General features: G+C 57.9%; 23 protein-coding genes. 3 read left to right on the top strand and 20 right to left on the bottom strand.

What is annotated here, in order from left to right; genetic code table 11:
* Positions 1–35 precede the first annotated feature (35 nt).
* Positions 36–767, top strand: a complete 732-nt coding sequence (locus dmul_RS13380; RefSeq protein ID WP_020878489.1) for a response regulator transcription factor — start codon at positions 36–38, stop codon at positions 765–767.
* A 36-nt stretch (positions 768–803) separates the two neighbouring features.
* Here dmul_RS13380 and dmul_RS13385 read toward each other — a convergent pair whose 3' ends face one another.
* A complete protein-coding gene (locus dmul_RS13385) occupies positions 804–1,493 on the bottom strand; it encodes a DUF554 domain-containing protein (protein WP_020878490.1) in 690 nt (229 codons plus the stop codon).
* Between the two features lie 173 nt (positions 1,494–1,666).
* Entirely contained in the window at positions 1,667–3,034 is a 1,368-nt protein-coding gene (locus tag dmul_RS13390; RefSeq protein ID WP_234979205.1) for a M48 family metalloprotease, read from the bottom strand.
* Between the two features lie 241 nt (positions 3,035–3,275).
* Between dmul_RS13390 and dmul_RS13395 the strand changes: the two genes are divergently transcribed.
* Entirely contained in the window at positions 3,276–3,824 is a 549-nt protein-coding gene (locus dmul_RS13395; protein ID WP_020878492.1) for a M20/M25/M40 family metallo-hydrolase, read from the top strand.
* Complete coding sequence (locus tag dmul_RS13400; RefSeq protein ID WP_040416612.1) at positions 3,814–4,050, top strand: hypothetical protein; 237 nt, start codon at positions 3,814–3,816, stop codon at positions 4,048–4,050. The genes dmul_RS13395 and dmul_RS13400 overlap by 11 nt, the downstream gene beginning before the upstream one ends.
* A gap of 14 nt (positions 4,051–4,064) precedes the next feature.
* On the opposite strand, the gene dmul_RS13405 is transcribed toward dmul_RS13400, so the two are convergent.
* The 18 genes from dmul_RS13405 to rsxC all read right to left on the bottom strand — a co-directional run bounded on the left by dmul_RS13405 (position 4,065) and on the right by rsxC (position 25,035).
* Positions 4,065–6,701 (bottom strand): cytochrome ubiquinol oxidase subunit I, encoded by a 2,637-nt coding sequence (locus tag dmul_RS13405; protein WP_020878493.1) that lies wholly within the window; start codon positions 6,699–6,701, stop codon positions 4,065–4,067.
* Between the two features lie 222 nt (positions 6,702–6,923).
* Positions 6,924–7,427 carry a nucleotide triphosphate diphosphatase NUDT15 gene (locus dmul_RS13410; RefSeq protein WP_040416614.1) on the bottom strand — a complete coding sequence of 168 codons (504 nt, stop codon included), beginning with the start codon at positions 7,425–7,427 and terminating at the stop codon, positions 6,924–6,926.
* Entirely contained in the window at positions 7,402–7,902 is a 501-nt protein-coding gene (locus dmul_RS13415) for a ferritin-like domain-containing protein (RefSeq protein ID WP_020878495.1), read from the bottom strand. Before dmul_RS13415 ends, dmul_RS13410 begins: the two co-directional genes overlap by 26 nt.
* 110 nt (positions 7,903–8,012) lie before the next feature.
* The gene (locus tag dmul_RS13420; RefSeq protein WP_144016594.1) at positions 8,013–8,513 is read right to left on the bottom strand and encodes a hypothetical protein; all 501 of its coding nucleotides are present in this window, start codon (positions 8,511–8,513) and stop codon (positions 8,013–8,015) included.
* 113 nt (positions 8,514–8,626) lie between these two features.
* Positions 8,627–9,226, bottom strand: a complete 600-nt coding sequence (locus dmul_RS13425) for a 4'-phosphopantetheinyl transferase family protein (RefSeq protein ID WP_020878497.1) — start codon at positions 9,224–9,226, stop codon at positions 8,627–8,629.
* On the bottom strand, positions 9,210–11,372 hold the full coding sequence (locus tag dmul_RS13430) for an acetate--CoA ligase family protein (RefSeq protein ID WP_020878498.1): 2,163 nt from the start codon (positions 11,370–11,372) through the stop codon (positions 9,210–9,212). The genes dmul_RS13425 and dmul_RS13430 overlap by 17 nt, the downstream gene beginning before the upstream one ends.
* Complete coding sequence (rsmI, locus tag dmul_RS13435; protein WP_020878499.1) at positions 11,369–12,223, bottom strand: 16S rRNA (cytidine(1402)-2'-O)-methyltransferase; 855 nt, start codon at positions 12,221–12,223, stop codon at positions 11,369–11,371. Before rsmI ends, dmul_RS13430 begins: the two co-directional genes overlap by 4 nt.
* Positions 12,224–12,555: 332 nt before the next feature.
* Positions 12,556–12,981: a glutamine synthetase catalytic region gene (locus tag dmul_RS13440; protein WP_020878500.1), complete on the bottom strand. Its 426-nt coding sequence runs from the start codon at positions 12,979–12,981 to the stop codon at positions 12,556–12,558.
* Positions 12,982–13,026: 45 nt separating this feature from the next.
* Positions 13,027–16,092 carry a glutamate synthase-related protein gene (locus dmul_RS13445; protein ID WP_020878501.1) on the bottom strand — a complete coding sequence of 1,022 codons (3,066 nt, stop codon included), beginning with the start codon at positions 16,090–16,092 and terminating at the stop codon, positions 13,027–13,029.
* Positions 16,093–16,106: 14 nt separating this feature from the next.
* The gene (locus dmul_RS13450) at positions 16,107–17,027 is read right to left on the bottom strand and encodes a class II glutamine amidotransferase domain-containing protein (RefSeq protein ID WP_020878502.1); all 921 of its coding nucleotides are present in this window, start codon (positions 17,025–17,027) and stop codon (positions 16,107–16,109) included.
* A 101-nt stretch (positions 17,028–17,128) separates the two neighbouring features.
* Positions 17,129–18,649 (bottom strand): ammonium transporter, encoded by a 1,521-nt coding sequence (locus tag dmul_RS13455; protein ID WP_020878503.1) that lies wholly within the window; start codon positions 18,647–18,649, stop codon positions 17,129–17,131.
* Between the two features lie 66 nt (positions 18,650–18,715).
* Entirely contained in the window at positions 18,716–18,865 is a 150-nt protein-coding gene (locus dmul_RS13460; protein ID WP_020878504.1) for a P-II family nitrogen regulator, read from the bottom strand.
* Positions 18,866–19,565: 700 nt separating this feature from the next.
* Entirely contained in the window at positions 19,566–20,477 is a 912-nt protein-coding gene (locus dmul_RS13465) for an RnfABCDGE type electron transport complex subunit B (protein ID WP_020878505.1), read from the bottom strand.
* 51 nt (positions 20,478–20,528) lie between these two features.
* Positions 20,529–21,293 (bottom strand): electron transport complex protein RnfA, encoded by a 765-nt coding sequence (locus dmul_RS13470; RefSeq protein WP_020878506.1) that lies wholly within the window; start codon positions 21,291–21,293, stop codon positions 20,529–20,531.
* Positions 21,294–21,296: 3 nt separating this feature from the next.
* Complete coding sequence (gene rsxE, locus dmul_RS13475) at positions 21,297–21,920, bottom strand: electron transport complex subunit RsxE (protein ID WP_020878507.1); 624 nt, start codon at positions 21,918–21,920, stop codon at positions 21,297–21,299.
* Positions 21,921–21,923: 3 nt separating this feature from the next.
* Positions 21,924–22,607, bottom strand: a complete 684-nt coding sequence (locus tag dmul_RS13480; protein WP_020878508.1) for an RnfABCDGE type electron transport complex subunit G — start codon at positions 22,605–22,607, stop codon at positions 21,924–21,926.
* A gap of 11 nt (positions 22,608–22,618) precedes the next feature.
* On the bottom strand, positions 22,619–23,611 hold the full coding sequence (locus dmul_RS13485) for an RnfABCDGE type electron transport complex subunit D (protein ID WP_020878509.1): 993 nt from the start codon (positions 23,609–23,611) through the stop codon (positions 22,619–22,621).
* A gap of 59 nt (positions 23,612–23,670) precedes the next feature.
* Complete coding sequence (rsxC, locus tag dmul_RS13490; RefSeq protein WP_020878510.1) at positions 23,671–25,035, bottom strand: electron transport complex subunit RsxC; 1,365 nt, start codon at positions 25,033–25,035, stop codon at positions 23,671–23,673.
* Between the last annotated feature and the right edge of the window lie 187 nt (positions 25,036–25,222).

Below are 25,222 nucleotides of genomic sequence, written 5' to 3' on the forward strand. Positions count from 1 at the left end.
GAATCGATGTCAATCGCGGTTTGTTGAGGAATGCCATGATCAGAAAAAACAAAAAACGCATCCTGATCGTCGAGGATGAAAGCCATATTGCGGAAGGGTTGAAGCTGAACCTCACCCTTCAGGGCTATTCGCCGATCATCGCCAGGGACGGCGGCGATGCCCTGAGACGTTGGAAGACAGAGCGACCCGATCTCATCATCCTCGACATCATGCTACCGGTGATTGACGGATTATCGGTTCTTCAGCATATCCGCCTCGAGGACGACCAGATTCCCATTCTGATCCTGTCTGCCAAAAGCGCTCACAACGATAAGATCAAAGGGCTTTCATACGGGGTGGACGACTATCTGACCAAACCGTTCCACCTGGACGAGCTGCTGCTCCGCATCGAACGCCTGCTCAAGCGATGCGCATGGTCCGGAGGATGCGAAGATGCCCGGGATACGGTCCTGGACACGACACCGACAGTCTATGTTTTCGGCGGCAACACGATCGACTTCCGGACGGCGACGGCCCAATGCCGGTGCGGCAGGATCCACCTCACTGAGCAGGAGTTGCGGCTGATGAAACTTTTTATCGCCCATCGTGGCAAGCCCCTCTCCCGCAGCAAACTTCTCAAGGTAGGCTGGGGCTATACCGGAAAGACGACGACCCGAACGGTGGACAATTTCATCGTTCGCTTGCGCAAATATTTCGAGGAAAACCCTAAAAAGCCGGTTTTTTTCAAAAGCCTCCGGGCGGTGGGATATGTCTTCGACCACGATTAGCGTCTTTGATTGCCGTCACCCTTTCAGCTCCCTCGGCTAAAAGGGTGCGAATCTGCGAACGATGTAATAGGCGAGAGGGATGAAGATAGCGGGCAGCATGTTGCCCACCTTGATCCGCTTGATCTCGAGCATATTGAAGCCTATGGCCATTATGAGCAAACCACCGACTGCCGACATTTGACTGACGACCGCCGGTACAAGAAACGGTTTGATGAGCGTCGCCGTGAAGGTGATGAACCCCTGATAGCAGAAGACTGAAACAGCAGAAAAAAGAACGCCGATACCGAAGGTCGACCCGAAGACAACGGCGGCCACACCGTCAAGAACGGACTTGGCGTAGAGGGTCTTGTGGTCTCCTGTAAGTCCGCTCTCCATAGCGCCTACAATGGCCATGGATCCAACACAGAAGAGCAGGCTTGCGGCAACAAAGCCTTTCGAGAACCCGCCCTCCTCTTTGGAAAAACGTCGCTCAAGGCGGTTTCCGAAACGCTCCAGGCGCTCTTCGATGCGAAGCATCTCACCGATGACGCTACCGATGGCCAGGCTGAAAATCACCAGCAGGATGTCCGGTGTGTCGATGGCGCCCTTCAGGCCGATCAGAATGACGGCGAGGCTGATGGCATGCATCACCGTCGACGTGTATTTTTCGGGCGCGCCGCCCCGCAGCAAAAGCCCCGCCAGGGCGCCGCAAACGATTGCCAATGTGTTGACCAGTGTTCCCAGCAAAACGGCCGTCCTTCCTGAGATGACAGACCCGCATACCGTATTCCCGAGGCGACGGCATCGGCGGATACATGAAAACGGTCTGTTACATATGCAACCGCAGACGGGGTGTCAACCTGAAAGATCGCTTCGGATCGCCGGACGACACGTCTTTGCCCTGAGAGAGCCCGCCGGGATCATTTTCGGATATAGCCCCACGCCACGAGCCGGTTGTACGCATGCTGTGCCTGAGCCCCCTGTTGTGTCGCTTGAAGATACTTCTGGTAATGTGCTGCCGCGGTCGTCTTGTCGCCCATTCCCTCCAACGCGTATCCTTTATAAAACGTCGCATTGGCATTTCCCGGCAACAACCGATCATAACGGTCGAAGGACCGATAGGCTTCCGGATACTTCTTTTGATCGAGCTGTGCAAAACCGCCGACATACCAGGCCTGTCCCTCCCCCGGATAGACGGCCTTGGCCCTGTCGGCATAGGATTCCGCCTCCCGGCTCTTTTTTTGAACCGCCAGGCATTTCGACATCATGACGAGGCCCGCATAATCCTCGGGTGCCTGCTTCAATGCACTATCGAGGAGAGACTCAGCCTCGTCGTACCGCTTTTTGGAAAGCGCTGTTTCCCCTTTCTGCATGAGCTCGACGGCCCCTTTCATGGCGCGAAGCCTGGCGGTGTTATCCATGTAACGCTCCCGACGGCGCGGCGCGCTGCGCGAACCTTGATAGGTTGTCCGAGCGGCGTCCACGGCCGTTCGGTACCGCTCATCGCTCATGGGGTGCGTTGAAAAAAGAACGTCCGTATAGCCGGGCCTTTCTTTTGAAAGGGAATTGAGCATTTCCATCAGCGCCACGAAGCCATCTGTGCTGTAGCCGGCCTTAACCATGTAAGCGTTCCCCAGGGCGTCGGCCTCTCGCTCGTTATCGCGGCTGTATGAGGCCAGAAGAAGGCTTGCACCAAGCATACCCAGTTGCCCGGCGATATCGGCATACGAAGCGGCACCGAGGCCGGCGGCGGCCTGAAGTCCGGTGAGCAGCACTGAAGAAATCTGGCTCTTGGACATCTGCTCGGCGGTATGGCGCGCATTGACATGTCCGAGTTCATGTCCCAGCAACCCGGCCAGGGCCGCTTCATCAGCCAGTTCGAGCAGGATGCCCCGAGTTACCGCGATGCTTCCCCCGGGGAAGGCATAGGCATTCACGTAAACGGCATTTACGGTCTTGAAAGCGTACGGCATCCCCGTACGATGGGTATGCGGGACAAGGCTCTGGCCGACCTGACCGATGTACCGATTCAATGCCGTATCCTGAATGATACCGTAGTCCGCTGAATATTGTCTTGGCGAGTACTGCCGATCGATCTCAACCTCCTGAGATTCCGATACCAGCATCAGCTGGGAACGCCCCGTAACGGGATCCACGGCACACCCCATGACCATCCCTATTCCCCCAACGGGCAGCATCCACAGAAAATCTCTTCGGGAAAAACCGCCGATTCTCGAACGATCGTTATCATTTTCCCGCCTCGGCAGACCTCCGCAATCCTTCATCATGTCTCTCCTTGTCCCATTTCGTCCCCGAAATCATCCTCATGCCTCTACAGAAACATCTATCGGCAATGATAGGAATAATTGCCGAGACTTGTCAACCTGAACGGCCATGTGTTCAGTGGTAAAATCCTGTAAAGCCCCATCGTCTTGACCCTGCGGCCGCTTTCGCGCCAAGCTCCATATGGAAATGGAAAACAGCCGCGGCTCTTCCATCACAATTCACCGGCAAAGAAAGGCGAGAAACATGCGGGAAATTGTCGAGCTGACCAAGACGCTCATCCGTTTCAAAACACGCACGCCCGATACGGATGAACTTCATCATTGCGCCCGATATATCCAAGCCTGGCTCGACCGATACGACGTTGTTTACCACCGGCAGGACGTGGCGGGCATCCCCTCCATCTGGGCGCTGCCCCATACCGGGCGCACAAAAATCCTTCTGGTGACCCATTTCGATGTCGTCAACGGCCCGGATACCCTGTTCGTGCCGGTTGAAAAGGATGGAATGCTTTACGGTCGAGGCGCCGTAGACGACAAATACGCCGTAGCCCTGTCTCTTGTGCTGTTCAAGAATACCCTTGCCGCGCTGAGGCGGCAATCCGGGGGACAGGCAGATATGTCCTTCGGCATTCTGATCACGGGGGACGAGGAACGCCGAACACGACGACGTCCCCGCACTTCTCGAGGAAATGCAGCGACGCATTCAAAGCGTGCTGACGGTGACGATTCAGGAACCCCTCTTCAAGGCCGGCAGGACCCCTTTTCTGGATCTCCTGGAAAAAATGGTCCCTGACGTCCGGCTGGATTGGGAGGACGGCGCCAGCGACGCCCGTTTTCTATCGGCCCACGGCATTCCCGGGGTGGTTTGGGGCGCCGACGGAGACCAGAGTCAGCATTCAGACGATGAGCATGTCGCCGTCGAGAGCATTACCCGGCTTTACGGCGCTCTCGACCAGTTTCTGGACGCCTGTCGGAATATGCCGTCCCCGGAAAGACCTCAGCCGAAAACGCGATCGTAAAGTAACACGACGCGTTATCCGGCATTGCGGAACATTCCAAGAGAGTTTGGATGATGCACCTCCTCGTTCATATCCCGCATGTGGCATACCTTGCAGTTTCTGTTGGCGCCCATAGGATACGGCATACCCTGGTACTGAACGGGTGGAATGTTATCCCTGTCGTTTCCGAAGGGATTGTCAGCCGGGTACAGGGCGTGGGGACTGCCGTGGCAGGCGGCGCACATGAGGCCGGCACCGCCGGTCCGCATCCGATAGAGATCTGCTTCCCCCGCCGTCCAGTGATTGAAGGCGTCAAGGGATTCGGGTGGTTGAAACCCCACATGGCAGGTCAGACAGTCAGGCTCGTTGACCCATGGCTTCCGGGGATTGACGGCCTCCGCGGAGGCGACGGCATCAGGCTTCAAAAGCGACGCTATCCGCTCCGCCGAGGCTTTGCCCGACTCCCGCTCCGCCGCCAGCAGGCTGAGGGCATGGTCCGCCATTCCGCCGTGACAGTGGGTGCAATCCAATCCAATTTGCCGATGAATACCCCGGTAGGCCCGGGTAACGCCCTCAGGCCGGCCCGGGTGGCATGCGGCGCAGGCTTCCGGACCGGATTCCGTCAGGTGAACGGCGTGAAAGCCGTGGATAGCCGCAGACAGATTCATCTGCGCTTTTCCCGCGTCATGACACGATTGACACCTCACGGGATCTCCGTCCTGAGCCTGCGCCAGGAGCCGGGTCTTGTTCATACGGTCATGAACGGCCAGGATATCTTCGGCGGTCTTGTCCGACAGGCCGGCCTTGCCGTCCATACGCCAACCGCCGCCGTGACAGGAACGGCACCCCATTTCCGTCGAAACGGGAACGGGGATGCAGGTTTCCGCCAGAACGACACCCTTGTCGTCCACCGCCCACACCGTCATGAGGGGATAAGGCATGAATTTGCCGTTTTCGGTATAGGGCATGACCGGAACCGCTGTTGCGACATAAGCTCCGGACGCGTCGTCGTAGTCCAACGTGTCGGCGACGCGCTTACCCGAAATCCCCGTCCCGACAGCCGGATCTTTTCCCGTAAGCCGGCCGGCATATTTCCAGAAGTCGCTGTGAGCAGCGGGATCGGCGAAATCCTTCTCAAGACGATAGCGAAGGGTTACACCCTCTGTAATTCGCTCAGGGATCTCACCCCGACGGATCAGAAGGGCGTATATGTCGTTCCCGGGGGTCGCAAAGCTGAAATAGCGGTCGGCATCCGAAACGCAGTGCATCCCCTTGGCGTTCCAGGCCAGCAGAACATAGTTGTCGGCACCAGGATTGAAAGGCGGCATCTCCACCGGGATCGGTTCGGTCTTCACCGCCGCTTCCGTCGCTTTGCCGTGAAGCCCCAGAACGATATAGCCGGCCAGAGCATCCCGCTCGGCAGGGTTGCCTGGAAACGGCGGCATGTAGGTGTTGATCCGGCCCATACCGTTCAACATGGCCGACATCCCCTCCAAAGAAAACTTTTCCGTGAGAGAAAGGATGTCGTGCATGGGTCCGCCAACCGAGTGGCAGGCACTGCAGAGAAATTTGAAGAGATCCTTCCCGACCGACATCCGGTTTTCAGGGGTGATCTCCTGATACCTGGACCACCGCGTCGCCTTGAGGACACCTGTCTCCCGAATCTCATCCGCCGCTTTTGCGGGGGCTGCATTGGCGTAGAGATATCCGTGGATCAGATAGGGACGCCGGGCCGCCTCTCGAACAAATTCGAAAGACCCCATGTAGGCCAGTCCAATGAGAACCAGAAGCCCTGCGATGCCCCGTTTGACGGGAAGGCCGACGCGAAAGGCCATGAGAATGCCCGCCGTGAAGATCACCGGAGAGATCCAGAGAAAAATCTTCAGGAAGCGGAGCGTTTCCGGAGAGATGTCGAGAACCATTTTCTGCTGGTCGGGAGGAAGGGCGGCGATATACCACCAGCCTGTGCCGAGAATGATCGGCAGTGGTATCAAAAGCCATTTGGAGCAGTAGCTGAGGAGGCGCTCCCGCAGATCAGCGTCGGAAACCGCGAGTGCGGTGACATATCCGAAAAGTCCGGCGAGCATGAATGCCATCGCCGTCCGGAACGCCAGGGACGGCCAGAAGGATGGATTGAAAAAGCCATCCCAGAAACCGCGGGTGGTCATCCACTCTCCCGGGGTCAGCATGAACGCCACGATGCCGTTGACGACGAAAAGGGATAGCCAACCGAGGATGAAGTAGAGCCAGCCCATCCTGAGATGAGCTTTCCGCTCCATGTTGCCGAAGGTATAGTAGTAGACGAACAGCGTCACGATCTCGCCCAGAAAAAAGACCCATTCCGTCGCCCACCCAAAGAAGAAATAATGGATCAGAATCGATGCCGCCTGGGGACTCAGAACAGAGATGACAAACCAGATGCCAACCCCCGTGACGGCGCCGAATACGGCGGTCAGCACCAGAAAAAATCCCGCGTGCATCTTGACGTAATCCAGCATCGCCGGAGAATTTTCCCGGTATGACTTGGCTTCCGTCAAGACGATGAAAAGCCCGCCGCCCACCGCGAAATGGGCGATATAAACGTGGACGACGGCGATCAGCGCAATCCAAAACCCCCCGCCCAGCACGTCCAACTCCCAAACCGGATACTGCAACACCCCGTTTAAGTCCATTTCAATTCCTCACCGTATCTTATCGCTTATTATGGACGACGATATTTTTCTCTTCCGTCTATAAGCGATATTGTCGGGGTGTGTCAATACGCCGGGAGCTCCGGCATCGTTTTAACGGAAATGGCGTTGGGTGAGGGATTCCTTCTCCATCATCTTCTTACTTAACTTTCGACTTTCATAGGCCGGTGCCGGTCAACATCATGAAAGTCGAAAGTTGAATTCTTAAAGAACGGACATGAGCTGACGGCAGACGGCCACATCCGTGGGAAAGGCCATGGCCGGCAGACGATTCAGGGGAAAAAACCGCACCTCCGCAGCATCGGAACCGGCATGCATCGCCCCCCCTACGACCTCTCCCCGGAACCAGATGCCCACCGTCTGACGGGATCGATCATGGAAATTGGAGTGAACGGCAAACACCGGCCCGACGGTCACCAGAAGACCGGTCTCCTCCGCGAACTCGCGGCCGGCCGCCGTCCGAACCTCTTCATTCCACTCCACATGACCGCAGGGAATGCACCAGAGACCTTCATGAGATCCACGGCGGCAGATCAGCAGAAGACGGTCCGCCGCCGTCACGATGACCGCAACGCCCACGGTGGGGTTGCGGTAGTATGTCCTTCCGCACGGTCGGCAACGTCGGCGCTCGATCCCCTTTTCCCAGAGGCGCATCAGCGGCGTCCCGCAGGCGGGGCAGAAATCAAAAAGGCCAGAATCGATTGTCATACCAGATTTTCTCGGTCAATGCCCGGTCCATGTCCAACAATACCTTCAAATGGCCGCTTTCCCAGTCTGAAAGCCACTCGTAAAGCCGCTTTTCCCCGGGATCCGAGGTGTTGCGGGCACGCTCCGTATAGAGTTTTACGGCGCGTTCCTCCATGTCCGCGGCCGCCTGGATGGCGGCCGATTCATAGCCTGCGCCCTGAATCTTTTCCTTCAGGGCGGCACTGAGAACCGTTGAGGCCACACTCCCCGAGGCGGCGTCATATGTCGCGGCCTTGAATTTTCCACTCTGCTTATAGGATTGGTATTGGTCCGACAGCATCCGGATATGAAGACTCTCCTCCTCGGCCATGGCCTCGAAAAATTGCTTGATATCGGGGTTCTCGGACTGTGCTGCCACGTTTTCGTAGAAGGCCTTTCCTCGCATCTCCAACAACATCGCACTCTTCAGAATGTTTAACGCTGCATTATCCTGCATCTGCGCCTCCTCGCGTTTGGAACCGGAACATCATGAGGTTACCCGTCCCGGGGTTGACGATTTATTCCGGTAGTTGGACGTTCAGGTAAAAAATGGAATGATATCCGGATCTATTTGAAGGGGGTATCCCAGAAGGACCAGTCCGCCGACTCTCCAGCCGGACCGTTGTCTATCGCCCTGCCGGAATAGCCGATAGCCCACCCGACGGCTTCAGGAGGTATCGCCCGACGCCGGATAAACCGGAGGGGTTCGAGCGCTTTTCCCCAACCGCTGTTGTAAAGTCGACCGACGGCGATCACCTGGCCCGCTGCGTTCAGATAATAGGTTTCCAGATAAAAGGTTTGGATGACGGGGAAATTGCTGACGCCCCCCCGGAATTCAACGGTTCCTTTAACCGTCAAGTCCCCACCCTGCCGGACGTATTCATAGTAAAACACAAGGTCGCGCGCAACCCATGCTCCTGTGTAAGGACCGCCTTCCTGAAGCGGCAGACGCAGCTCGGGTGCGACCGTTTGACCGACGCCTCGGCTGAAGGACAGGCATCCGTGCAAGGCAATCGCTGCCAGAACAATGCCCATGCCGATCCCTACCATTACTGTAATCCGTTTCATCATCGCCCCCCATAGCCGATCCCGGACGACAGGCCCCGAATCTTCCGAAAAGATCGCGGCGTAATTTATTAATATATGGGTCGGGAGCCCTGCTGTCAAACCTTCGCAGCGGTTCATGGCAACTCGGGAAATCGCCATTGAACAGGAAATTTTCCCAGGACAACCGCCGCGATATGGTCTTCCACACAGGTGTGACAAACCCGGTAGTCCCGATGCCGATACCGCAACGACAGGCCTCGGCGTCCGTCCACATGTCGGACGCGGCATTTCAGCAGATCGGCGATGCCAATGCCGCCGATCTTGAGCACGGCTTCTTTCGCGGTCCAAAAGCGGAAAAAAGCGTCGGGTGTGTCGGATTTCACCAAGCGCCACTCATGGTTTGTCGCCACCTTGGATTGGAGCCTGAGGTTGTATGGCCGGATCCTTTCGATGTCGATGCCCACGGGCTCAGGTGAAAAAATTCCCGCGACATATTGAGGTTTGTGGCTGACGGACCAGTAACCGCCCCCGACGGAGAGCGGTCGGCCGAGGCTGTCCTTGACCAGCTGGTCCGGGGCAAGAACGACTCCCCGTAACGCCGCGGAAAGGATCAAGGCTTGTCGGGCATAGCCACTCAAAAAACGGACCCGGTCCCTCGGTGCCAGGGGAAGATATGCATCCGCCGGCACCCGAAGGATTACCGGATGAACGGCGGCTTCAGGCGACAACGCCATCGGCTGCCTTGAGGATCATTCGACAGTCGGCCACAGTGGCGCCTCGCCCCTGTTCATGAACCAGGAGGGGGTTGATGTCCAGCTCCTGAATCTCGGAATGATTGACGACCATGTCCGAAAGACTGACCAGAAGCCGCTCCACGGTCGCCAGATCGGATTCCGGACGACCCCGGAAGGCCCTGAGGAGTTTGTATCCCATGATTTTTCGCATCATTCGGCGGGCTTCGTTCCGGCCGATGGGGGCAAGGCGGAACGAGACATCCTTGAAAACCTCGACGAAAATGCCACCGAAACCGAACATGATGAGGGGACCGAAGACAGGGTATCGGTTCGCGCCCAGAATCACCTCCCGACCGGGCTCGGCCATTTTCTGGACAAGCACCCCTTCGATCTCCGCGTCGGCGCGGTATTTCCGAGCACCCTCCACGATCTGATTGAAGGCCTTCCGAACCGCCGCGGCGTCCTTCATGCCGATTTTCACCCCGCCGGCGTCGGACTTGTGAAGTATCTGGGGGGAGACGATCTTGAGAACCACCGGATACCCGATCCGATCCGCAGCGGCGACGGCCTCGGCATCAGTGGCCGCCAGTTCAGTGGGCAACACATCAAAACCGTAACAGGCCAGAAGTCTGAGGCCTTCGAATTCCCCCAGCCGGGTTCGGCCGCGCTCAAGACAATCGTTGATGATGTCGCGCGCGCCGGCGACGTCGTGACTCAGGGTGAACTGGGCCAGGCTCTGACGGTTCAACCATTGGGAATAGCGATAGAGCGTGCCAAAAGCCCGGGCCGCGGCCTCCGGAAAACGAAAAACCGGGATCCCGTTTTCCTGAAGATGTTTGACCCCCGACGAGACGTCGACGATTCCCATAAAGCAGCAAAGGATCGGTTTGTGGGTTCGCCGTGCAATGCTGACCACCGCCTCGGCGGTACCCAGGGCGTTGGTCATGGATTGTGGGGTGAGGATGACGAGTGCCCCGTCGACCCCTTCGTCCCGGATCACCGCCGCCAGTGCGTTTTCATACCGATCCTGGGCCGCGTCGCCGATGACGTCCACCGGGTTGTGGAGGTTGGCCGCCGCCGGCAGATGGCTTGCCAGGGTTTCGATGGTGTCCTCCTTGAATTCGGCAAGTTGAAGACCGGATGAGATGGTCATGTCCGTAGCGACGATCCCGGGCCCCCCCGCATTGGTGACGATGGCCACGCGATTCCCCTCGGGAATTTTTCGTCGGAATTTTCCCAGCATCGACTCGTTCTTGTAAGCGAAGGTGCTGGCAAAATCGAAAAGGTCGTTGATGGAGTCCACGCGGATGATACCTGCCTGCTCGAAAATGCTGTCGTATACCGCTTCCGAGCCGGCAAGCGACCCGGTGTGGGAAGCGGCGGCCTGAGCGCCGGCGGCGGTTCTGCCGGACTTGATGACGAGAATCGGTGTGGGTCGATCACCCGACGTGATCTTCTTCACCTCTTCGATGAATTCGGGACCTCTGCGTAACTCCTCTAAATATATCATAATCACCTCGGTATCGAAATCCCGATGAAAATACCGAAGCAGATCCAGTTCATCCACATCCGCCTTGTTGCCGATGGAAATGAACTTGGAGAATCCGAAATCCCTGTCGGCTGCGAAATCAAGCACGGCCGTGCAAAGGGCGCCGCTCTGGGAAATAAAGGAGATGTTTCCAGCCTTGGGCATTCGACTGGAAAAGCTGGCGTTGAGGCTGACAGAGGTCAACGGATTGATCACCCCTAAACAGTTGGGACCGATGAGCCGAATGTCGGCCTTGCGGCACATCTCCACGATTTGATCCTCAATGTCGCGCCCCGCTTTTCCGACCTCCCGGAAACCCGCCGAAACGATGACGATGCCCTTCACCCCTTTTTGGATGGCATCCGCTACGGCTGTCCTGGCGAGCTTGGGTGGAAGAATGATCATGGCCAGATCGACGGGATCCGGGATATCCGTGACACTGGGGTAGGCCTTGACGCTCAGAATCGACCTGGCCGTGGGATTGACCGGGTAGAGCACTCCTTTGAAACCGCCTCTCAAAATATTGGCAAAGATATCGTGCCCCACCTTTCCCGGCGTGGACGAAGCGCCGATGACCGCCACGGACTGGGGGGAAAAAATCGCATCCAGCTTGTTCATTCCTTCTGTTTCCTTTCTTTGATGGCCAGAGCCTCCTGGTAGATAACATTTTTGGAAACCCCGTATTTTTCTGCGAGACGCCGGGAGATGCCCGACAGTTTGACGCCGTGTTCGGCCAGGGCCGCTTCGATCTCGCATCGAATCACCTCCGGTGAAGGCGCATCATCTTCCCCGCGGCCCGCCACCAGGAACGTGCACTCCCCCTTGACATCGGGTCGTGCCGACAGGACCGCCAGGATCTCCGACAGCCGTCCCCGGATGAACTCCTCATGGGTCTTTGTCATCTCTCGGCACAGCACGGCCTCCCGGTCCCCCATCACAATGGAGACCTCCTGGATGAGAGCGCGTATCCGACGGGGGGATTCGTAAAAGATCAGCGTCATCGGCTGCCTTTTCAGCGCTTCGAGCATTTCGGACCGCTTGCCGCGCTTCCGGGGAAGGAACCCCACGAATACAAATGCGTCCGTGGGCAGTCCCGAGGCACTCAGGGCGCTGACGGCGGCTGACGGACCGGGTATGGGTATGACCTTTATGCCTTTGTCCACGGCCATTCGGACCAGCCGGTACCCGGGGTCCGAAAGGGTCGGGGTGCCGGCGTCGGAAACCAGGGCTACGTCTTCCCCGCATTCAAGCCGTGCAAGAAGTTCCGCCGCCCGGTCCTCCTCGTTGTGCTCATGGCATGAGACCAAAGGCGCTCCGATCCGGTGGTGGGAGAGAAGTCTTGCCGTATTTCGGGTGTCTTCCGCCGCGATGACGCGGACTCGGCCGAGGACGTTGATCGCCCGGATAGTGATATCGTCCATGTGGCCGATGGGGGTGGCAACGATGTAAAGATTCCCTGGGGATGTCATGTCGTTCACGTTTTATTGCCTTGTCTCGGCACTATACCGTTGTGGAAAAATATTTCAAGGTCTAATCATATTTTATGCATACCATTAGCTATTTCCTGGATATACGCTGCACTAACCGGCGACGAATTCAGGGTCGGGCGCCAGAGTCATACGCTATGGACATCAAATCATCAACAGAATTTTAATGCAATTTCTCTCTTAACTTTCAGCTTTCATGATGGTGTCGGCACCGGCCTGTGAAAGTCGAAAGTTGAGCTTCAATGAACAAAAAAACCGTCCAACGACATCACGGACGGTTTTCAATAAAGCGCTGCGGCAATGGACATACCGAATCAGATAAACGTCAGATATCGCTTTACCTCCCACGGGGTGACGTGCCGCATAAACTCGGACCACTCGGCCCGCTTGAGGCGGATGAACTCCTCGGCGATGGGGCCAAGGCCTGAGCAGACCACCTCGTCCGCCTCAAGGGCCGTTACCGCATCCATGAGGTTCTGGGGCAACAGGATCATTCCCCGCTTCCGGCGCTGGTCATACGGCAAATTCCAGACATTCTCCCCGATGACGGCATCGCCCGGGTCGATCCGATTTTTAATGCCGTCCAGTCCGGCGGCGATGTGAGCCGCCATGAGGAGATAGGGATTGACCATGGCCGAGGGAGATCGGTCCTCGAATCGATTGGGGGCCGGGCAGCGGAAAAGTTGGGTCCGATTGTTGTCGCCGTAGGATGCGTAGGCGGGTGAACACCCTGGCACCATTATTTTCAGCCGTTATTTCAAAATCGGCATCCATCTACGAACCGGTTAAAACGCTTGGCGCTTTGTTTCCCCGGATGCCAGGGGAATGTCCAAATCCCGGCAGGCGGCCAGGGTGATGGTCCGCATGTCCTCAGGCTCCAGGTTGTGCACGTTGGTCTTTCCGGTGCATCGGGCGATAACGGCGATCTCCTGGACCGCAGCCTTGATCCAGTTGATCATAGACGCCTCCAGAACCGGCACGGCATCCGTTTCCTGAAATGCCAGGATATCACCATACCGGACGCCTCCTGCGGCAAACCCCATGGCGGCGCCGATCACCGAGGCGGTGCAGTTCATGGCCAACGCCTTGGCCACGTCGGTGCCCGAACGCATCCCCCCGAAATTGAGCAGCGCGATCTCCTCCTCCATGTTTCGATCCCGGAGCAGTCGGATGGCGTCTCGCATGACGGTCAGGTCGGGTGCGGCCTTGAGTTCGCTCCACGGAACCCCGATACCGCTGCCGTCCAAAAGGAGCATGTCGAACCGATGATGTAGGGCATAGGGGACCGCCTCGGCCAGGTCCGGCCCTTTCACGGCCAATCCCAGCAGTTGACCGGAACGGCAACGCGTCATTGTCGTCAATGAAAAAGCGCCGCCGTGAACCTCGTAGATCATCCCGACGGCGCGAGGATCCGATCGATCGCCATCGGCAACGAGCTGAAACCACTGATGGCGATGCTTCTCGAAATCCTCCGCCGGCGGCTTTCGGCCGACATAACCACACCCGGTGGCCGCCAATGCCCTGGCCAGGGCCTGTCGGACATTTTCCGGGGCCCCGTCGAATCCGGTGAAAAGGAGCGGATGCGCGAGCACCACCGTAGGCTTGGAGCCGCCATTGTCACCGATTTCAATGCTTCGAGCGATATGGGTCCGGGTGGAACAGGACTCCCGATAGGGATCGATCACCAAACGCGTCAAGGCCGCAGATAGAAAAACCACGTCGTCCAGGTGCGACGGTCGGGACAGCGGGAAAGGATCCTCCCGAGGAACCCACAGTGCTCGGAGAATCTCCCGCTGACCGATGTCGTCCACGGCCGGCGTTCCGGACATGGCCCGGATCAACCGAAAGGACTTTCTTGAAAAGTTTGCCGTACCGGTTTCCGGTTTTGATTCTTTGGGGCCTGGTCGGTATTCCCGCAACCCCTTTCGATACTCCGGCGCATAGGGCAACCGGGTCAATTCGGCGGCCTCGGGAGTGAGGGCCACCAGATCGCCGCGGTTTAATTGGCGCACATCCGTATACCCCAGGGAACAGGTTACGGCCGCAAGCTGAAACCGCATCGACTCCAGGTAGGTGTGCATTCTCCAGGCCTGCTTTTCGACGTCGAACCGAGAGGTCCGCTCCGGCGACTGGGTGGCGATGCCCATTGGGCAATTGCCCGAGCTGCAGTCCATGCAACCGATACAGCCTCCGGCGATGAGCATCGACGTGCCGAGGCCCACGGCAGTCGCCCCCATGGCGATGGCCTTGGCTGCATCGACGCCGCTCTGGATGCCGCCCATCACCACGATGGGCAGTTGGCCTTCGGCGCCAATCTCGGCCAGACCGTCCAGGGCTTCCATCAGAGCCGAAACCGTAGGGATGCCGACGTACTCCGCCACCTCACTGCCGGCCGCACCCGTGCCGCCCTGAAGGCCGTCAAGCTCGACAAAATCGAGACCGTCCTTGAAGGCGATTTTGACGTCGTCCCGGGTACGGCCGCCCCCCAGCTTGATGGATACCGGCAGCCGCCACCCCACCGCTTCCCGGAACTCCCGAACCTTCATGATCAGATCGTCCCCGCCCAGGATGTCGGGATGACGCGACGGCGACCGCAGATCCATCCCTTCGGGTATGCCGCGCAGGGCAGCGATCTCCCGGGTCAGCTTGGCGGCCATGAGCTGCCCGCCCAGACCGGGCTTGGCGCCCTGGGAGATATAGATTTCCAGACCGTCGGCCCGTTTCATGTCATGAATGTTCCAGCCAAGACGGCCGGAAAGGCACTGGGCGATGAGTTGGCGGGCCTCGGCCCGCTCCACCGAATACATTCCGCCCTCCCCCGTGTTTTCGGAAATCCCGGAAAGACGCGAGGCGATCCCCAGGGCCGTCTTCATCTTGGGGCTCAGGGCCCCGAAACTCATGGGCGCGACCATAACCGGCATGCTGAGATCCAACGCCCGGGCGCCGTGCTTGTCGCCGATGAGGGTCCTCATGGCGACTCGGGATACCGGATCCGATGTCGTAGAGAGGCATTCCGGATCGCTTCGAAACGCGATGTCCGAAAAATGAGGCACGTGCCGGGCGGCACCGAATCCGCGAATCCGGCAACGGCCGATGGCGGACTTGATCCGGATGTCCTCCACCGTTTTCTCGTTCCAGTAAGATGCCCCGTTTCCGGAAAACAGAGTATGCGGAATGATCCGCCTACGGGATTCAGGAATACCGTACCGAAGGTCCCCACCCGCGCAGACGATCTTTTTGAATCGACCGTTGAAGCGTATGTCGAAACGATCGAGAAAGGCCATGACGCTCGCCGTTTCCTCGTCCGTGGGCGCCACCACCGCCGCGTCATTGCCCATGGATTGAATCCTGCCGCCTACAAAGATTTCGCCGCCGACCATGTTCTCGCCGACCCGTTCGCCGGAATCGCCCAGAATGACCATCCGACCGCCGTACATCATGTATCCGGCCATGAAGGACGAATGACCTGCGCAGCAAAGGGTTCCCTTCTTCATGACCTGGCCGGCCCGGGATCCCATGTTACCCCGGATCACGACGGTTCCGCCCCGGAGAGCCTCGCCGGCGAGCGCGCCGGCATTGCCGCCGACGACAACGGTTCCGGCAAGCATGTTGTCACCCACTCCCCAGCTGACGTTCCTCTCCACGTCGATATGGGGCCCGTCGGTAAGTCCGCCGCAGAAATATCCGGCAGATCCGTGTATCCGCAGACGAATGGGGTTGGTAAGACCTACGGCGATATAATGTCGGGCATCGGGGTTGATGATGTCGATATCCTCGTGGACAGCGCCGTAGCCCTTGATGACCTCGTTGGCCGTTCGAACGGACATATGGGATAAATCGATGGTTGCCATGGGGTGCGCCTTTCTTATTGCGATCTTGACCAAAGCCCGCAGGTCAAGGGGGCCGGTTCGGTGGTGGCGAGGGCTCGCCCGGGAAAAAGGCGGTTGATCCCCACCTCTTCCGACGAGATCACGATCATGTCGTCGTCCTCATATTTGACCATGGGTTTGGCTGCCAGCTTGTCCTTGGCGTATCCAATGGCGTCCCTGGTGGCGACCAGATAGGAAAAGGTGCCGTCCAGGTCCGCCAGAGAGGTCTCCAGGGCCGCTTCCAGGCTCGCTCCTGAGCTCATTCGGTAGGCGAGATAGACGGCGATCAGTTCCGTATCGTTTTCCGTCTGGAACGTCATGCCCCGACGTTCCAGACGCCTTCGCATGATCCAGTAGTTGGTGATCTGACCGTTGTGAACCGTGGCGATATCGGCGAAGCCGCAGGCCCAGAAAGGATGTGCGGTGTCGGGATGAACCCCCGACTCGGTTGCGAGCCGGATATGAGCGATGCCGTGGGCCCCGTTGAAATCGCCGATGCCGTACCGTGACGCCAGGTCCAGCGGCTGCCCCACGTCCTTGATGACGTCAAGGCGCTCGCCCATGGAAACCAGCCTGACGCGGTGTTCGACGGCACGGGTCAAGGCGAGGAGGTCGCCCGCGAACCGAGCCGTGACGCCTATGGTGCAACCCAAAGGCGCGGCTGCGACGACGTCGACCCCCTCTCCTGTCAGCACGTGTCGGACCTTATCGGTTTCAATCTTCGCGTCTCCGCCTTTCGGGATGAAAAAGCGCATCCGCAGCTGTCCCGGCATCGGATCTTGATAAAGAGCCCAACCTGCAGAATCCGGACCCCGGTGAAGTGTCGCATCCAAGATCAGGGTCAGGGCCTCGCCCGTAGTCAAATTGAAATTGCCGCGTCTGTCGTTTTTGAATAGAATACCTGCAATGGCACACATGGTTCTGCTCCTCAGCGGTTATGGATGCCGTTGGATCCGGCACGGTTCCAACGCCCACGTCAATGCCGGACATCCGGCCGAATCGTGAAACGCCATGAAAATCAATAACTGTGACGGTCAACCTGTAATCCGGAATAGGCTTCGTTGCCGTGTTCCTTGATATCGAGGCCGACCTCTTCCTCTTCAGCCGTCACCCGAAGCCCCACGGTATGCTTGATAGCAAGGAACAAAGCCATGCCGCACCCGAAGGACCAGGCAAACGCCACTCCGATGCCGACCAGCTGCGCCGCCAGCACCGTCATGCTGAACTGTTCGACACCGAAGACGGCGTAGGCCAGAGTGCCCCACGCCCCGCAGACGCCGTGCACGCTGACACAGCCCACGGGATCGTCGACCTTGAGCTTTCGTTCGATGAAGATGACGCTGAAGACCACCAGGACGCCCGCCACGAGCCCGATGATCAGTGCGCCAAAAACGTTGACGACATCCACCGCCGCACAGACGGCCACCATGCCGGCAAGAAATCCGTTCACGGTCATGCCGACATCCGGCTTCTGGGTGTAGAACCAGATAGCGGCCATAGCTCCAATTCCGCCGGCGGCGCCGGCGATGTTGGTCATGACGGCAATGCGGGCCAGATTCCCGTCGAAGGTCGTTGTGCTGCCCGGATTGAAGCCGAACCATCCCAGCCAGAGGATGAATCCGCCGATGACGGCAAACGGCAGATTATGGCCGGGGATGGCCTTGGGGGTGCCGTCGGCGTCAAATTTGCCGACCCGGGGACCGATGACCAAGGCCCCCGCGAGGGCAAGCCAGCCGCCGATGGAATGGACGACGGTCGAGCCGGCGAAGTCATAGAATCCGACGCCCAGAACCGCCTCGAGCCATCCCGATCCGTCCAGGAGACTGCCCCACGCCCACCCGCCAAAGATCGGATAGATCACCGCGCAGATGACGAGGCTGTAGATCAGGTAACTGGTGAACTTGCATCGTTCGGCCACGCCGCCGGAGACGATGGTGGCCGTTGTCGCCGCAAAAACACACTGAAAAAGCCAGAAAGCAAAGCCCCACTGGGTAGCCTCCGTTTTACCGAGGAAGAAAAGGGGCTCATCAGGACCCGCGAACATGATATGGAATCCGATGATCAAAAAAGCGATGGTACCGATGCAAAAATCCATGATGTTCTTCATCATGATGTTGACGGCGTTCTTGGCCCGGGTGAAGCCTGACTCCACCATGGCGAACCCGGCCTGCATGATGAAGACGAGAAAGGCGGCGATACAGGTCCAGAGCACGTCGCCCCGGTATTGGAGGATCTCCAGATCCGACAGGTAGCGGACAATGGAGACGGTTTCGGCTTTGCCGGCCACCGTCACCTCGACATCCTCGGCGATGGGCGTCGTTTCATCCCGATAGGCTCCCGACACCGGCAGGTCCTTGCGGATCTCCTCCTGAGTCTTTCCTTTCAGCAAGACTCCCGGAACTCCTTCGACGGCTTTTTGGAGGGCCCGTCCCTCTTCCGCTGACGATAACGCCGCAGCGCCGAAGGCGAAAAAAAGGACGGCAGACATCAACACCACGGCGAACCTGATCCTTGTTGAACCTGTGCATAAACACTTCATTTTTTCATCTCCTGTTTTTCCGGCGGTTTTCACGTTGCAGCCCATGAACGATGTTCAGGACGTCGGTCAGATTGCGCTTTCCCCGTTTGCTCCCGTCAACTGACGGCCAAAACCCTTCACATCCGCCACGGTCATGCCCTTGACGCCGATTTCATTCAGAACGTACTTGACCTCTTCCAACTCGAAGGGTTTGATGATCGCTTGAATCTGTTTCATGACATGCCTCCCAGGGTATCGGTGTGACTGTGACGCTTGAAACGGGGGATCTTTGCAGGCTCCCGCTGTCTTAAAGATCAGCCTACTTCTATTGATGTCAGCAATATGCGTACCGGTTCTTATTGATCCACCGCACTTATATTGCAACTATTCAATTTTTAATTATTTTATTGCTATCATTACAAAAGCGTAACGCCGGAACTTGATAGCGTTGACTGAACATCAAAGACAATTTCGTGACTTATTTTTATATTTATCACATTTTTGTCTATTCAGACTAAAGATATGGGCTTGTCGGTAAACTCTGAGAGGGAAACAGGCAGGATGAGGGGGGCGCACGCCATGGGCTGAAACACATCCGGAAGATAAAAGCCGCACACAATCCGAAAAGGGCGGACACACAGGTCCGCCCCTACGGGTATCCGGGAACCAGCCGCGATATACGGGCCTGTTGCACCAAATCCAGACCACGAGGGCCGGATGATATGACATTGCGGTCAACGTAGGGGCGGACCTGTGTGTCCGCCCTGATCCCGCGCCCCGCCAAACGATGTTCCATACCCCCTCAAACAATGGGCGGCCCCAACTATTCGCCCCGATGCTGGGAAATCCGGGAACCGGCCGCGACACACACAAAAAAAGCCGGGCGTCGCCGCCCGGCTTTTTGAAAATTCGATTTAAGGAAATGCGATATCGAGAACTATCCGCGCCACTCGGTATCGTCGACAGTGGTCTTGAAATCAGCCTCCACCACCTCAGGCAATGGCTTGTCTTTGGTCGCAGCGATATCCGCGGGGGACGGTTCTCCCACGAAAATCAGACGGTTCCTCGGACATTTTTCACAAGCCTCCATGACGTCAAGCGTGCATTCGGCGTCCCAGTGTTCATAGTCTATGGTCGGCAGGTTGTCCTCGATCTTGAACAACTCGGATTTTTTTGCACAGGCCTTGCAGCCGATGCACCCCACCTCGCATACGGCCATGACCTCCCTGCCGGCATCCTTGTTGGAGCAGCCGACGGCCAGAATCCGGGATTTCTTGAAGGGCGTAATGGTGATGATGTTCCTTGGACAGACGCTGCCGCAGGCACCGCATCCGATACATTTATCGTAGTCCACGGTGGCTAGGCCGTCGATGACGTGAATCGCATCATATTTGCATGCTCGGGTGCAATCCCCAAACCCGAGACACCCATAGGTGCAGGCCTGGACCCCTGCCACCATGTTTGCTGCCTGGCAGGTCATCTCTCCGAAGTAGGGCGTCCGCCCCTTGCGATCTTCGTAATGCGCCCCGCAATGGACAATCGGACGCTGGGGATAGCTCTCGTCCACCTCGATGCCCATGATGGCCGCGACGCTGGCCGCACAGGCCGCCCCGCCCACCGGGCATCTGTTCACGGCAGCGCCGCTGAGGACAACGCCCTCCGCGTAATCGGCGCATCCCACAAATCCGCAGCCGCCGCAGTTAGCGCCTGGAAGCGCCTCGATGATCGCTTCAATCCGAGGGTCGACCTTGACGTAGAATGCCTTGCTGGCCCACCCCAATATATAGCTGATGACAACCGCCATGCCGAACAGTGTCGCGGCGGAAAGACTGATGGTTACCCAATTCATAGAACCCTCTCGCGTGTATGGAATTGATGAATCGATCGCGGTTTTCCGCGCCTATTGGTTCGCCCCCGTGCCATCGGCTGCAGGTGCAGTCTGCGCTTGGGCCGCCACCGCGGGTGCCGGCATCATCGCCTTCCTGAGTCCGGAATCCACCCCGGTGAATCCCATAAAGCCCATGGCCAGGATGCCGGCAACAATGAGGGTGATCGCCGCGCCCTGAAAAGGCTTGGGAACATCACACAGGTCCAGTTCCTCCCGGATACCGGCCATAATGACGATGGCGATGGTGAAACCGATGCCGCCGCCGACGGCCAGGGTCAGGCCGCGGCCCAGGTCCCAGGCGTCCGCCGGATTGTCCACGCCCACGATCTTGCTCATGATGATCAGACAGGCGAAGAGAATCGCGCAGTTGGTCGTAATAAGGGGAAGATAGACCCCCAAGGCTTTGTACAGGGGCGGGAAAAACTTCCGCACGTACATTTCGACAAACTGAACCGACGAGGCGATGGCGAAAATATAGACGATATAGCTCAGGATGGTCAGATCGACGCCTGCGGCGGCCTCGGGCGTCATGAAATGCGCCGCCACCCAGCGGGTCAGGGGGGCGCCCGGCATAAGGACGAAAGTCGTAATGGTCCAGCTGATCAGGGCCGCAATGGAGATGACGAAGATGACCGCACATCCCATCCCAAACGCCGTGCTGATCTTTCGGGAGACCCCCACGAAGGGACAGATCCCGACGAAATAATAGAGCACAAAATTATTGATCAATGCGGCGACAACACCGATCAGAAAGATGTCTATCAGATAACTGAACATGTTTTACCCCCTGTTGGCCTTTTGCGACTGTCGATCGCTGTACCAGTTGACAAGGCCCAAAAGCAGTCCGAAAGTTAGAAATGCACCTGGCGGCAGGACCATTATTACCCAGTCCGACCAGGCAGCGGGAAGCAGACGAATGTCGAAGAGCATGCCGGTTCCCAGGATCTCTCGGACCGCAGCGATACTGCAAAGGGCCAGGCAGAAACCGATGGATTGGCCGAGGGCGTCGGCACCTGCGACGAATACGCCCTGCTTTGACGCACAGACTTCGCAACGACAAATGATGATGCAGTTAACGATGATCAGGGGGATATAGGGTCCCAGGACCTTGCTCATCTGGTAAAGGTAGGCGGCAAGAACCCGGTCCGCAATGGTAACGAAGGTTGCGATGGTCAGGGTAAAGATGACGATTCTGAGGTGCGGTTTCAGCAGATTACGCATCAGGCTGGTCACCACATTGGCGCAGAAGAGCACAAACGCGACAGCCGCGGACATGGTGATGGCGGCCTTGAGGCCGTTGGTCACCGCCAGTGTCGGGCAGAGGCCCAGAAGTTGGCGATACACCGGGTTTTCAGGCAGTATCCCCTGGATAAAACGCTCGATAGCTGTGGGTTGATCGGCCATGTGTTATTTCCCCCCCGATCCTTTGGCGGTCAGCGGCCCTTTCAGGTCCGCCACAGCCGTATTGATGATGTCGGTAACGCTTCTCGATGAGATGGTGGCGCCCGTCACGGCATTGATCTCGTTGGGAACGCTGGTCTTGCCGCCCTTGACCACAGTCAGAAGCTGGTCGGTTCCCACACCCTTGAACTGGTCGCGCCACTCGTCCGTGACGATTTTATTGCCGAGGCCCGGCGTTTCCTTCTGTTCGAGAACGAAGATACCCGTGATATTCTCCGCCTTGGCATCCAGGCCCAAAAGCAGTTCGATCTTATCGGCGTATCCCTGTCCGCCGGCCTTGACGACCCAACCCAGTCGATCTCCGTCTTTTCGGGCCTCGAACACGTTGTACGTGCTCTGCTTACCCGGCTTTTCGACGACGATGTTTTCCGGCAGCGCTTCCAGGTTCTGTCCCTGCTCCGCCATCTTCTGGGCGGCCGCTTTTCCCAGCACGAGTTCAGGTACCTTTTCCCGCGTCTCATTGATCTTGTTGGTTTCGATCTTGGGCCCCAGGGTCATCTGTACCCCGGCAAGCGCGGAACCAAAGCAAAGGGCCAGAAACAGCACCAACCATGCCTGAATGATATTGTTGTTCTTCAGCCGCTCGAATGTGGAGGGCGGCATCGGCTCCATGGGTTCTATCGGTTTCATAATCTCCAATCCTATTTTGCGCCTAAGGGTCTGGGAATGGTCCAGCGGTTGATGAGGGGCGTCACGCCGTTCATGAGCAGCACGGCGAACATGACGCCTTCGGGATAGCCGCTGAAAATTCTGAGCAACATGATAAAAGCACCAACGCCGATGCCGAACAGAAGCTTTCCTTTGGGGGTAAGCGGACTGGTGACCGGATCGGTGGCGATAAAGAATGCCCCGAACAAAAGCGACCCCCCCAGAACGTGGTGGAGAATCGTCCATTCGGACTCAGGTTGGAGAAGACCGGCGATCCCGCCGATGACGGCGACCGCTGCGAGAACCCCCGCAGGAATCTCCCAGGAAGCGGTCCGCCGGATGCAGAGATAGATGCCGCCGATAAGGCACGCCACGGCGCTGGTCTCACCGAGGGAACCGTTGGTCACACCCCAAAACAGTGCGGGTATCGATGCGACGACGCCCCCCTGTTTAAAAGCATCCATAGGCGTTGCCTGGGTAATGGCGTCGACGGCGCTGTTCACGTCCTGATACCCCGACGCTCCGAGAAAGGTTGCAAATGAAATCATGACAAAGGCCCGGCCGACCATAGCGGGATTGAAAATGTTCATGCCCACGCCGCCAAAGATTATCTTGCCGATGCCGATAGCCGTAATGGAAGCGATCACGCCAACGAACCAAGGCGCCGTGCCCGGCAGCGACAACGCCAGGATCACCCCCGTTACCGCTGCGGAAAAATCCCGAAGCGAGAGGGGGTTGCCCCGCATGCGGGTAAATGCGGCTTCGGCCAGGAGACAGGTCCCCACGCAGATGGCCAACTGCCTGACCGCATACATCTGAAAAACGTAGATCGATGCCCCCACCACCGGCACCAGTGCAATCAGGACATCGAGCATCATCTGCCGGGTCGAGGTGGATGTGCTGGACAGGTGGGGCGAGGGCGCCACGTGGATCGTCGGTGCGATCTCTTCCGCAGCCGATAATGTCTGTTCTTTATCTTTCGCCATAAAAAATTACCTTTGAAGGAAGTTCCGCAACTTCCCGAATGAGGTTAAGTCAAGCGTTCTTATTTTTTGCTCGCCCCGATCACGACGGCCTTGCCGGTCCTCACCAGCTGTACGATGGGAATCTGAGCAGGACAGATGTAGGCGCAGGAGCCGCACTCGAAACACGCCATGATGTTGTACATCTGGGCCAGATCGATGTCTTTTTTGCGGGAGGCCAGCGCCAACTTACTGGGAACCAGGTTCATGGGACAGGCATCCACGCATCGGCCGCACCGGACACAGTTCGTCTCCGCTTCCCGTTTCAGATCTCCATGGGTGAGAACAGTGATGCCGCTGGTGCCCTTCGTCACCGGCGTCGCCATATCGGAAAAGGCGAAACCCATCATGGGGCCGCCGGCCACAACCCGGGCGGCATCCTCAGTCAGCCCGCCGCAGTAATCGATCATATCGCCCATGCTGATGCCGATGGGGGCCAACAGATTTTTCGGGGTCCGGATGCCGGCACCGGTGACTGAAATCACACGGTGGGTCAGGGGCTTGCCCCTTAAAACCGCCCGAGCCACCACGGCTGCCGTGGAGATGTTGCTCACCGCCACGCCCACGTCGAGCGGCAGTCCGCCCAGCGGCACCTTTCGACCGGTGGCCGCCAGGATCAGCTGCTTTTCACTGCCCTGGGGATACTTTGTCCGGAAAACGGCAACCTTGATGCCGGTACCCGCTGCCGCTTTCCGTATCACTTCGATGGCATTGGGCTTGTTGTCCTCGATGCCGATGATGATATTCCGGGCCTGGGTAACCCGACCAAGGAGCAGTGCGCCGGTAATGATGGGCTCGGGCACCTCGATCATCATCCGATAATCCGAGGTCAGATAGGGCTCGCACTCGCATCCGTTGATCAGCACCGTGTCGATGGGTTTTTCGTCGTTGGGGACATATTTGACATGGGTCGGGAAGGTTGCCCCGCCAAGCCCTACGACGCCGGCCTTCTGGATGGCGTCGACGATCTCTTTCCGGCTATACCGCTCCAATCCCTCCCGGGGCCATTCGCCGCCGAAGATGTCGTCCCACAACGCCTGACCGCTCACTTGATCGCCCTCGGCCTTGATGGGTATCGCCGGAACATGACGACCGTTGGGCAGCGTCGTCGTTCCCACCTTCATGACCTTACCCGCAATGGGAGAATGGATGGGCACGGACACAAAACCTCCCGCATCGGCGATCTTCTCGCCGAAGGCTACCGTCGCCTTGGGCTTGACGGCAATTTTGCTGGGCGCCCCGACATTCTGCAGCAGGGGAATCATGACCCTTTGCGGCGGCGGCATGACCTCGATCGCCACATTTTCCGCAAACGTTTTTCTTTCGGGGGGGTGCACGCCGTGAGGGAATGTACCGCCGCTCCCTGAAAACTTAAATTTGAACGCCATAAAGACTCCTTAAAAAAAACATTGCCAAAAGCATATGCCTTTGGCCGCGGTCCATGATGAATTCAGCTGTGAATTCAGCTGTGAATTCTGCTCGTTATTCGAATTTTGGGATATACAAAAAAGGAAGTCATGTCAAGCGAGAAATTTACAGATCAATCTCATAAATAAATTGAATCAAATTCAATAA

Origin of the sequence: Desulfococcus multivorans (assembly GCF_001854245.1) — a bacterium.
GTDB lineage: Bacteria > Desulfobacterota > Desulfobacteria > Desulfobacterales > Desulfococcaceae > Desulfococcus > Desulfococcus multivorans.

Bases quoted from the DNA above. Each gene is read 5' to 3' on its own strand.
- dmul_RS13380 (WP_020878489.1), top strand. From the start codon at position 36: ATGATCAGAAAAAACAAAAAACGCATCCTGATCGTCGAGGATGAAAGC.
- dmul_RS13390 (WP_234979205.1), bottom strand. From the start codon at position 3,034: ATGATGAAGGATTGCGGAGGTCTGCCGAGGCGGGAAAATGATAACGAT.
- dmul_RS13395 (WP_020878492.1), top strand. From the start codon at position 3,276: ATGCGGGAAATTGTCGAGCTGACCAAGACGCTCATCCGTTTCAAAACA.
- dmul_RS13400 (WP_040416612.1), top strand. From the start codon at position 3,814: ATGGTCCCTGACGTCCGGCTGGATTGGGAGGACGGCGCCAGCGACGCC.
- dmul_RS13405 (WP_020878493.1), bottom strand. From the start codon at position 6,701: ATGGACTTAAACGGGGTGTTGCAGTATCCGGTTTGGGAGTTGGACGTG.
- dmul_RS13410 (WP_040416614.1), bottom strand. From the start codon at position 7,427: ATGACAATCGATTCTGGCCTTTTTGATTTCTGCCCCGCCTGCGGGACG.
- dmul_RS13415 (WP_020878495.1), bottom strand. From the start codon at position 7,902: ATGCAGGATAATGCAGCGTTAAACATTCTGAAGAGTGCGATGTTGTTG.
- dmul_RS13420 (WP_144016594.1), bottom strand. From the start codon at position 8,513: ATGAAACGGATTACAGTAATGGTAGGGATCGGCATGGGCATTGTTCTG.
- dmul_RS13425 (WP_020878497.1), bottom strand. From the start codon at position 9,226: ATGGCGTTGTCGCCTGAAGCCGCCGTTCATCCGGTAATCCTTCGGGTG.
- dmul_RS13430 (WP_020878498.1), bottom strand. From the start codon at position 11,372: ATGAACAAGCTGGATGCGATTTTTTCCCCCCAGTCCGTGGCGGTCATC.
- rsmI (WP_020878499.1), bottom strand. From the start codon at position 12,223: ATGACATCCCCAGGGAATCTTTACATCGTTGCCACCCCCATCGGCCAC.
- dmul_RS13440 (WP_020878500.1), bottom strand. From the start codon at position 12,981: ATGGTGCCAGGGTGTTCACCCGCCTACGCATCCTACGGCGACAACAAT.
- dmul_RS13445 (WP_020878501.1), bottom strand. From the start codon at position 16,092: ATGGCAACCATCGATTTATCCCATATGTCCGTTCGAACGGCCAACGAG.
- dmul_RS13450 (WP_020878502.1), bottom strand. From the start codon at position 17,027: ATGTGTGCCATTGCAGGTATTCTATTCAAAAACGACAGACGCGGCAAT.
- dmul_RS13455 (WP_020878503.1), bottom strand. From the start codon at position 18,649: ATGAAGTGTTTATGCACAGGTTCAACAAGGATCAGGTTCGCCGTGGTG.
- dmul_RS13460 (WP_020878504.1), bottom strand. From the start codon at position 18,865: ATGAAACAGATTCAAGCGATCATCAAACCCTTCGAGTTGGAAGAGGTC.
- dmul_RS13465 (WP_020878505.1), bottom strand. From the start codon at position 20,477: ATGAATTGGGTAACCATCAGTCTTTCCGCCGCGACACTGTTCGGCATG.
- dmul_RS13470 (WP_020878506.1), bottom strand. From the start codon at position 21,293: ATGTTCAGTTATCTGATAGACATCTTTCTGATCGGTGTTGTCGCCGCA.
- rsxE (WP_020878507.1), bottom strand. From the start codon at position 21,920: ATGGCCGATCAACCCACAGCTATCGAGCGTTTTATCCAGGGGATACTG.
- dmul_RS13480 (WP_020878508.1), bottom strand. From the start codon at position 22,607: ATGAAACCGATAGAACCCATGGAGCCGATGCCGCCCTCCACATTCGAG.
- dmul_RS13485 (WP_020878509.1), bottom strand. From the start codon at position 23,611: ATGGCGAAAGATAAAGAACAGACATTATCGGCTGCGGAAGAGATCGCA.
- rsxC (WP_020878510.1), bottom strand. From the start codon at position 25,035: ATGGCGTTCAAATTTAAGTTTTCAGGGAGCGGCGGTACATTCCCTCAC.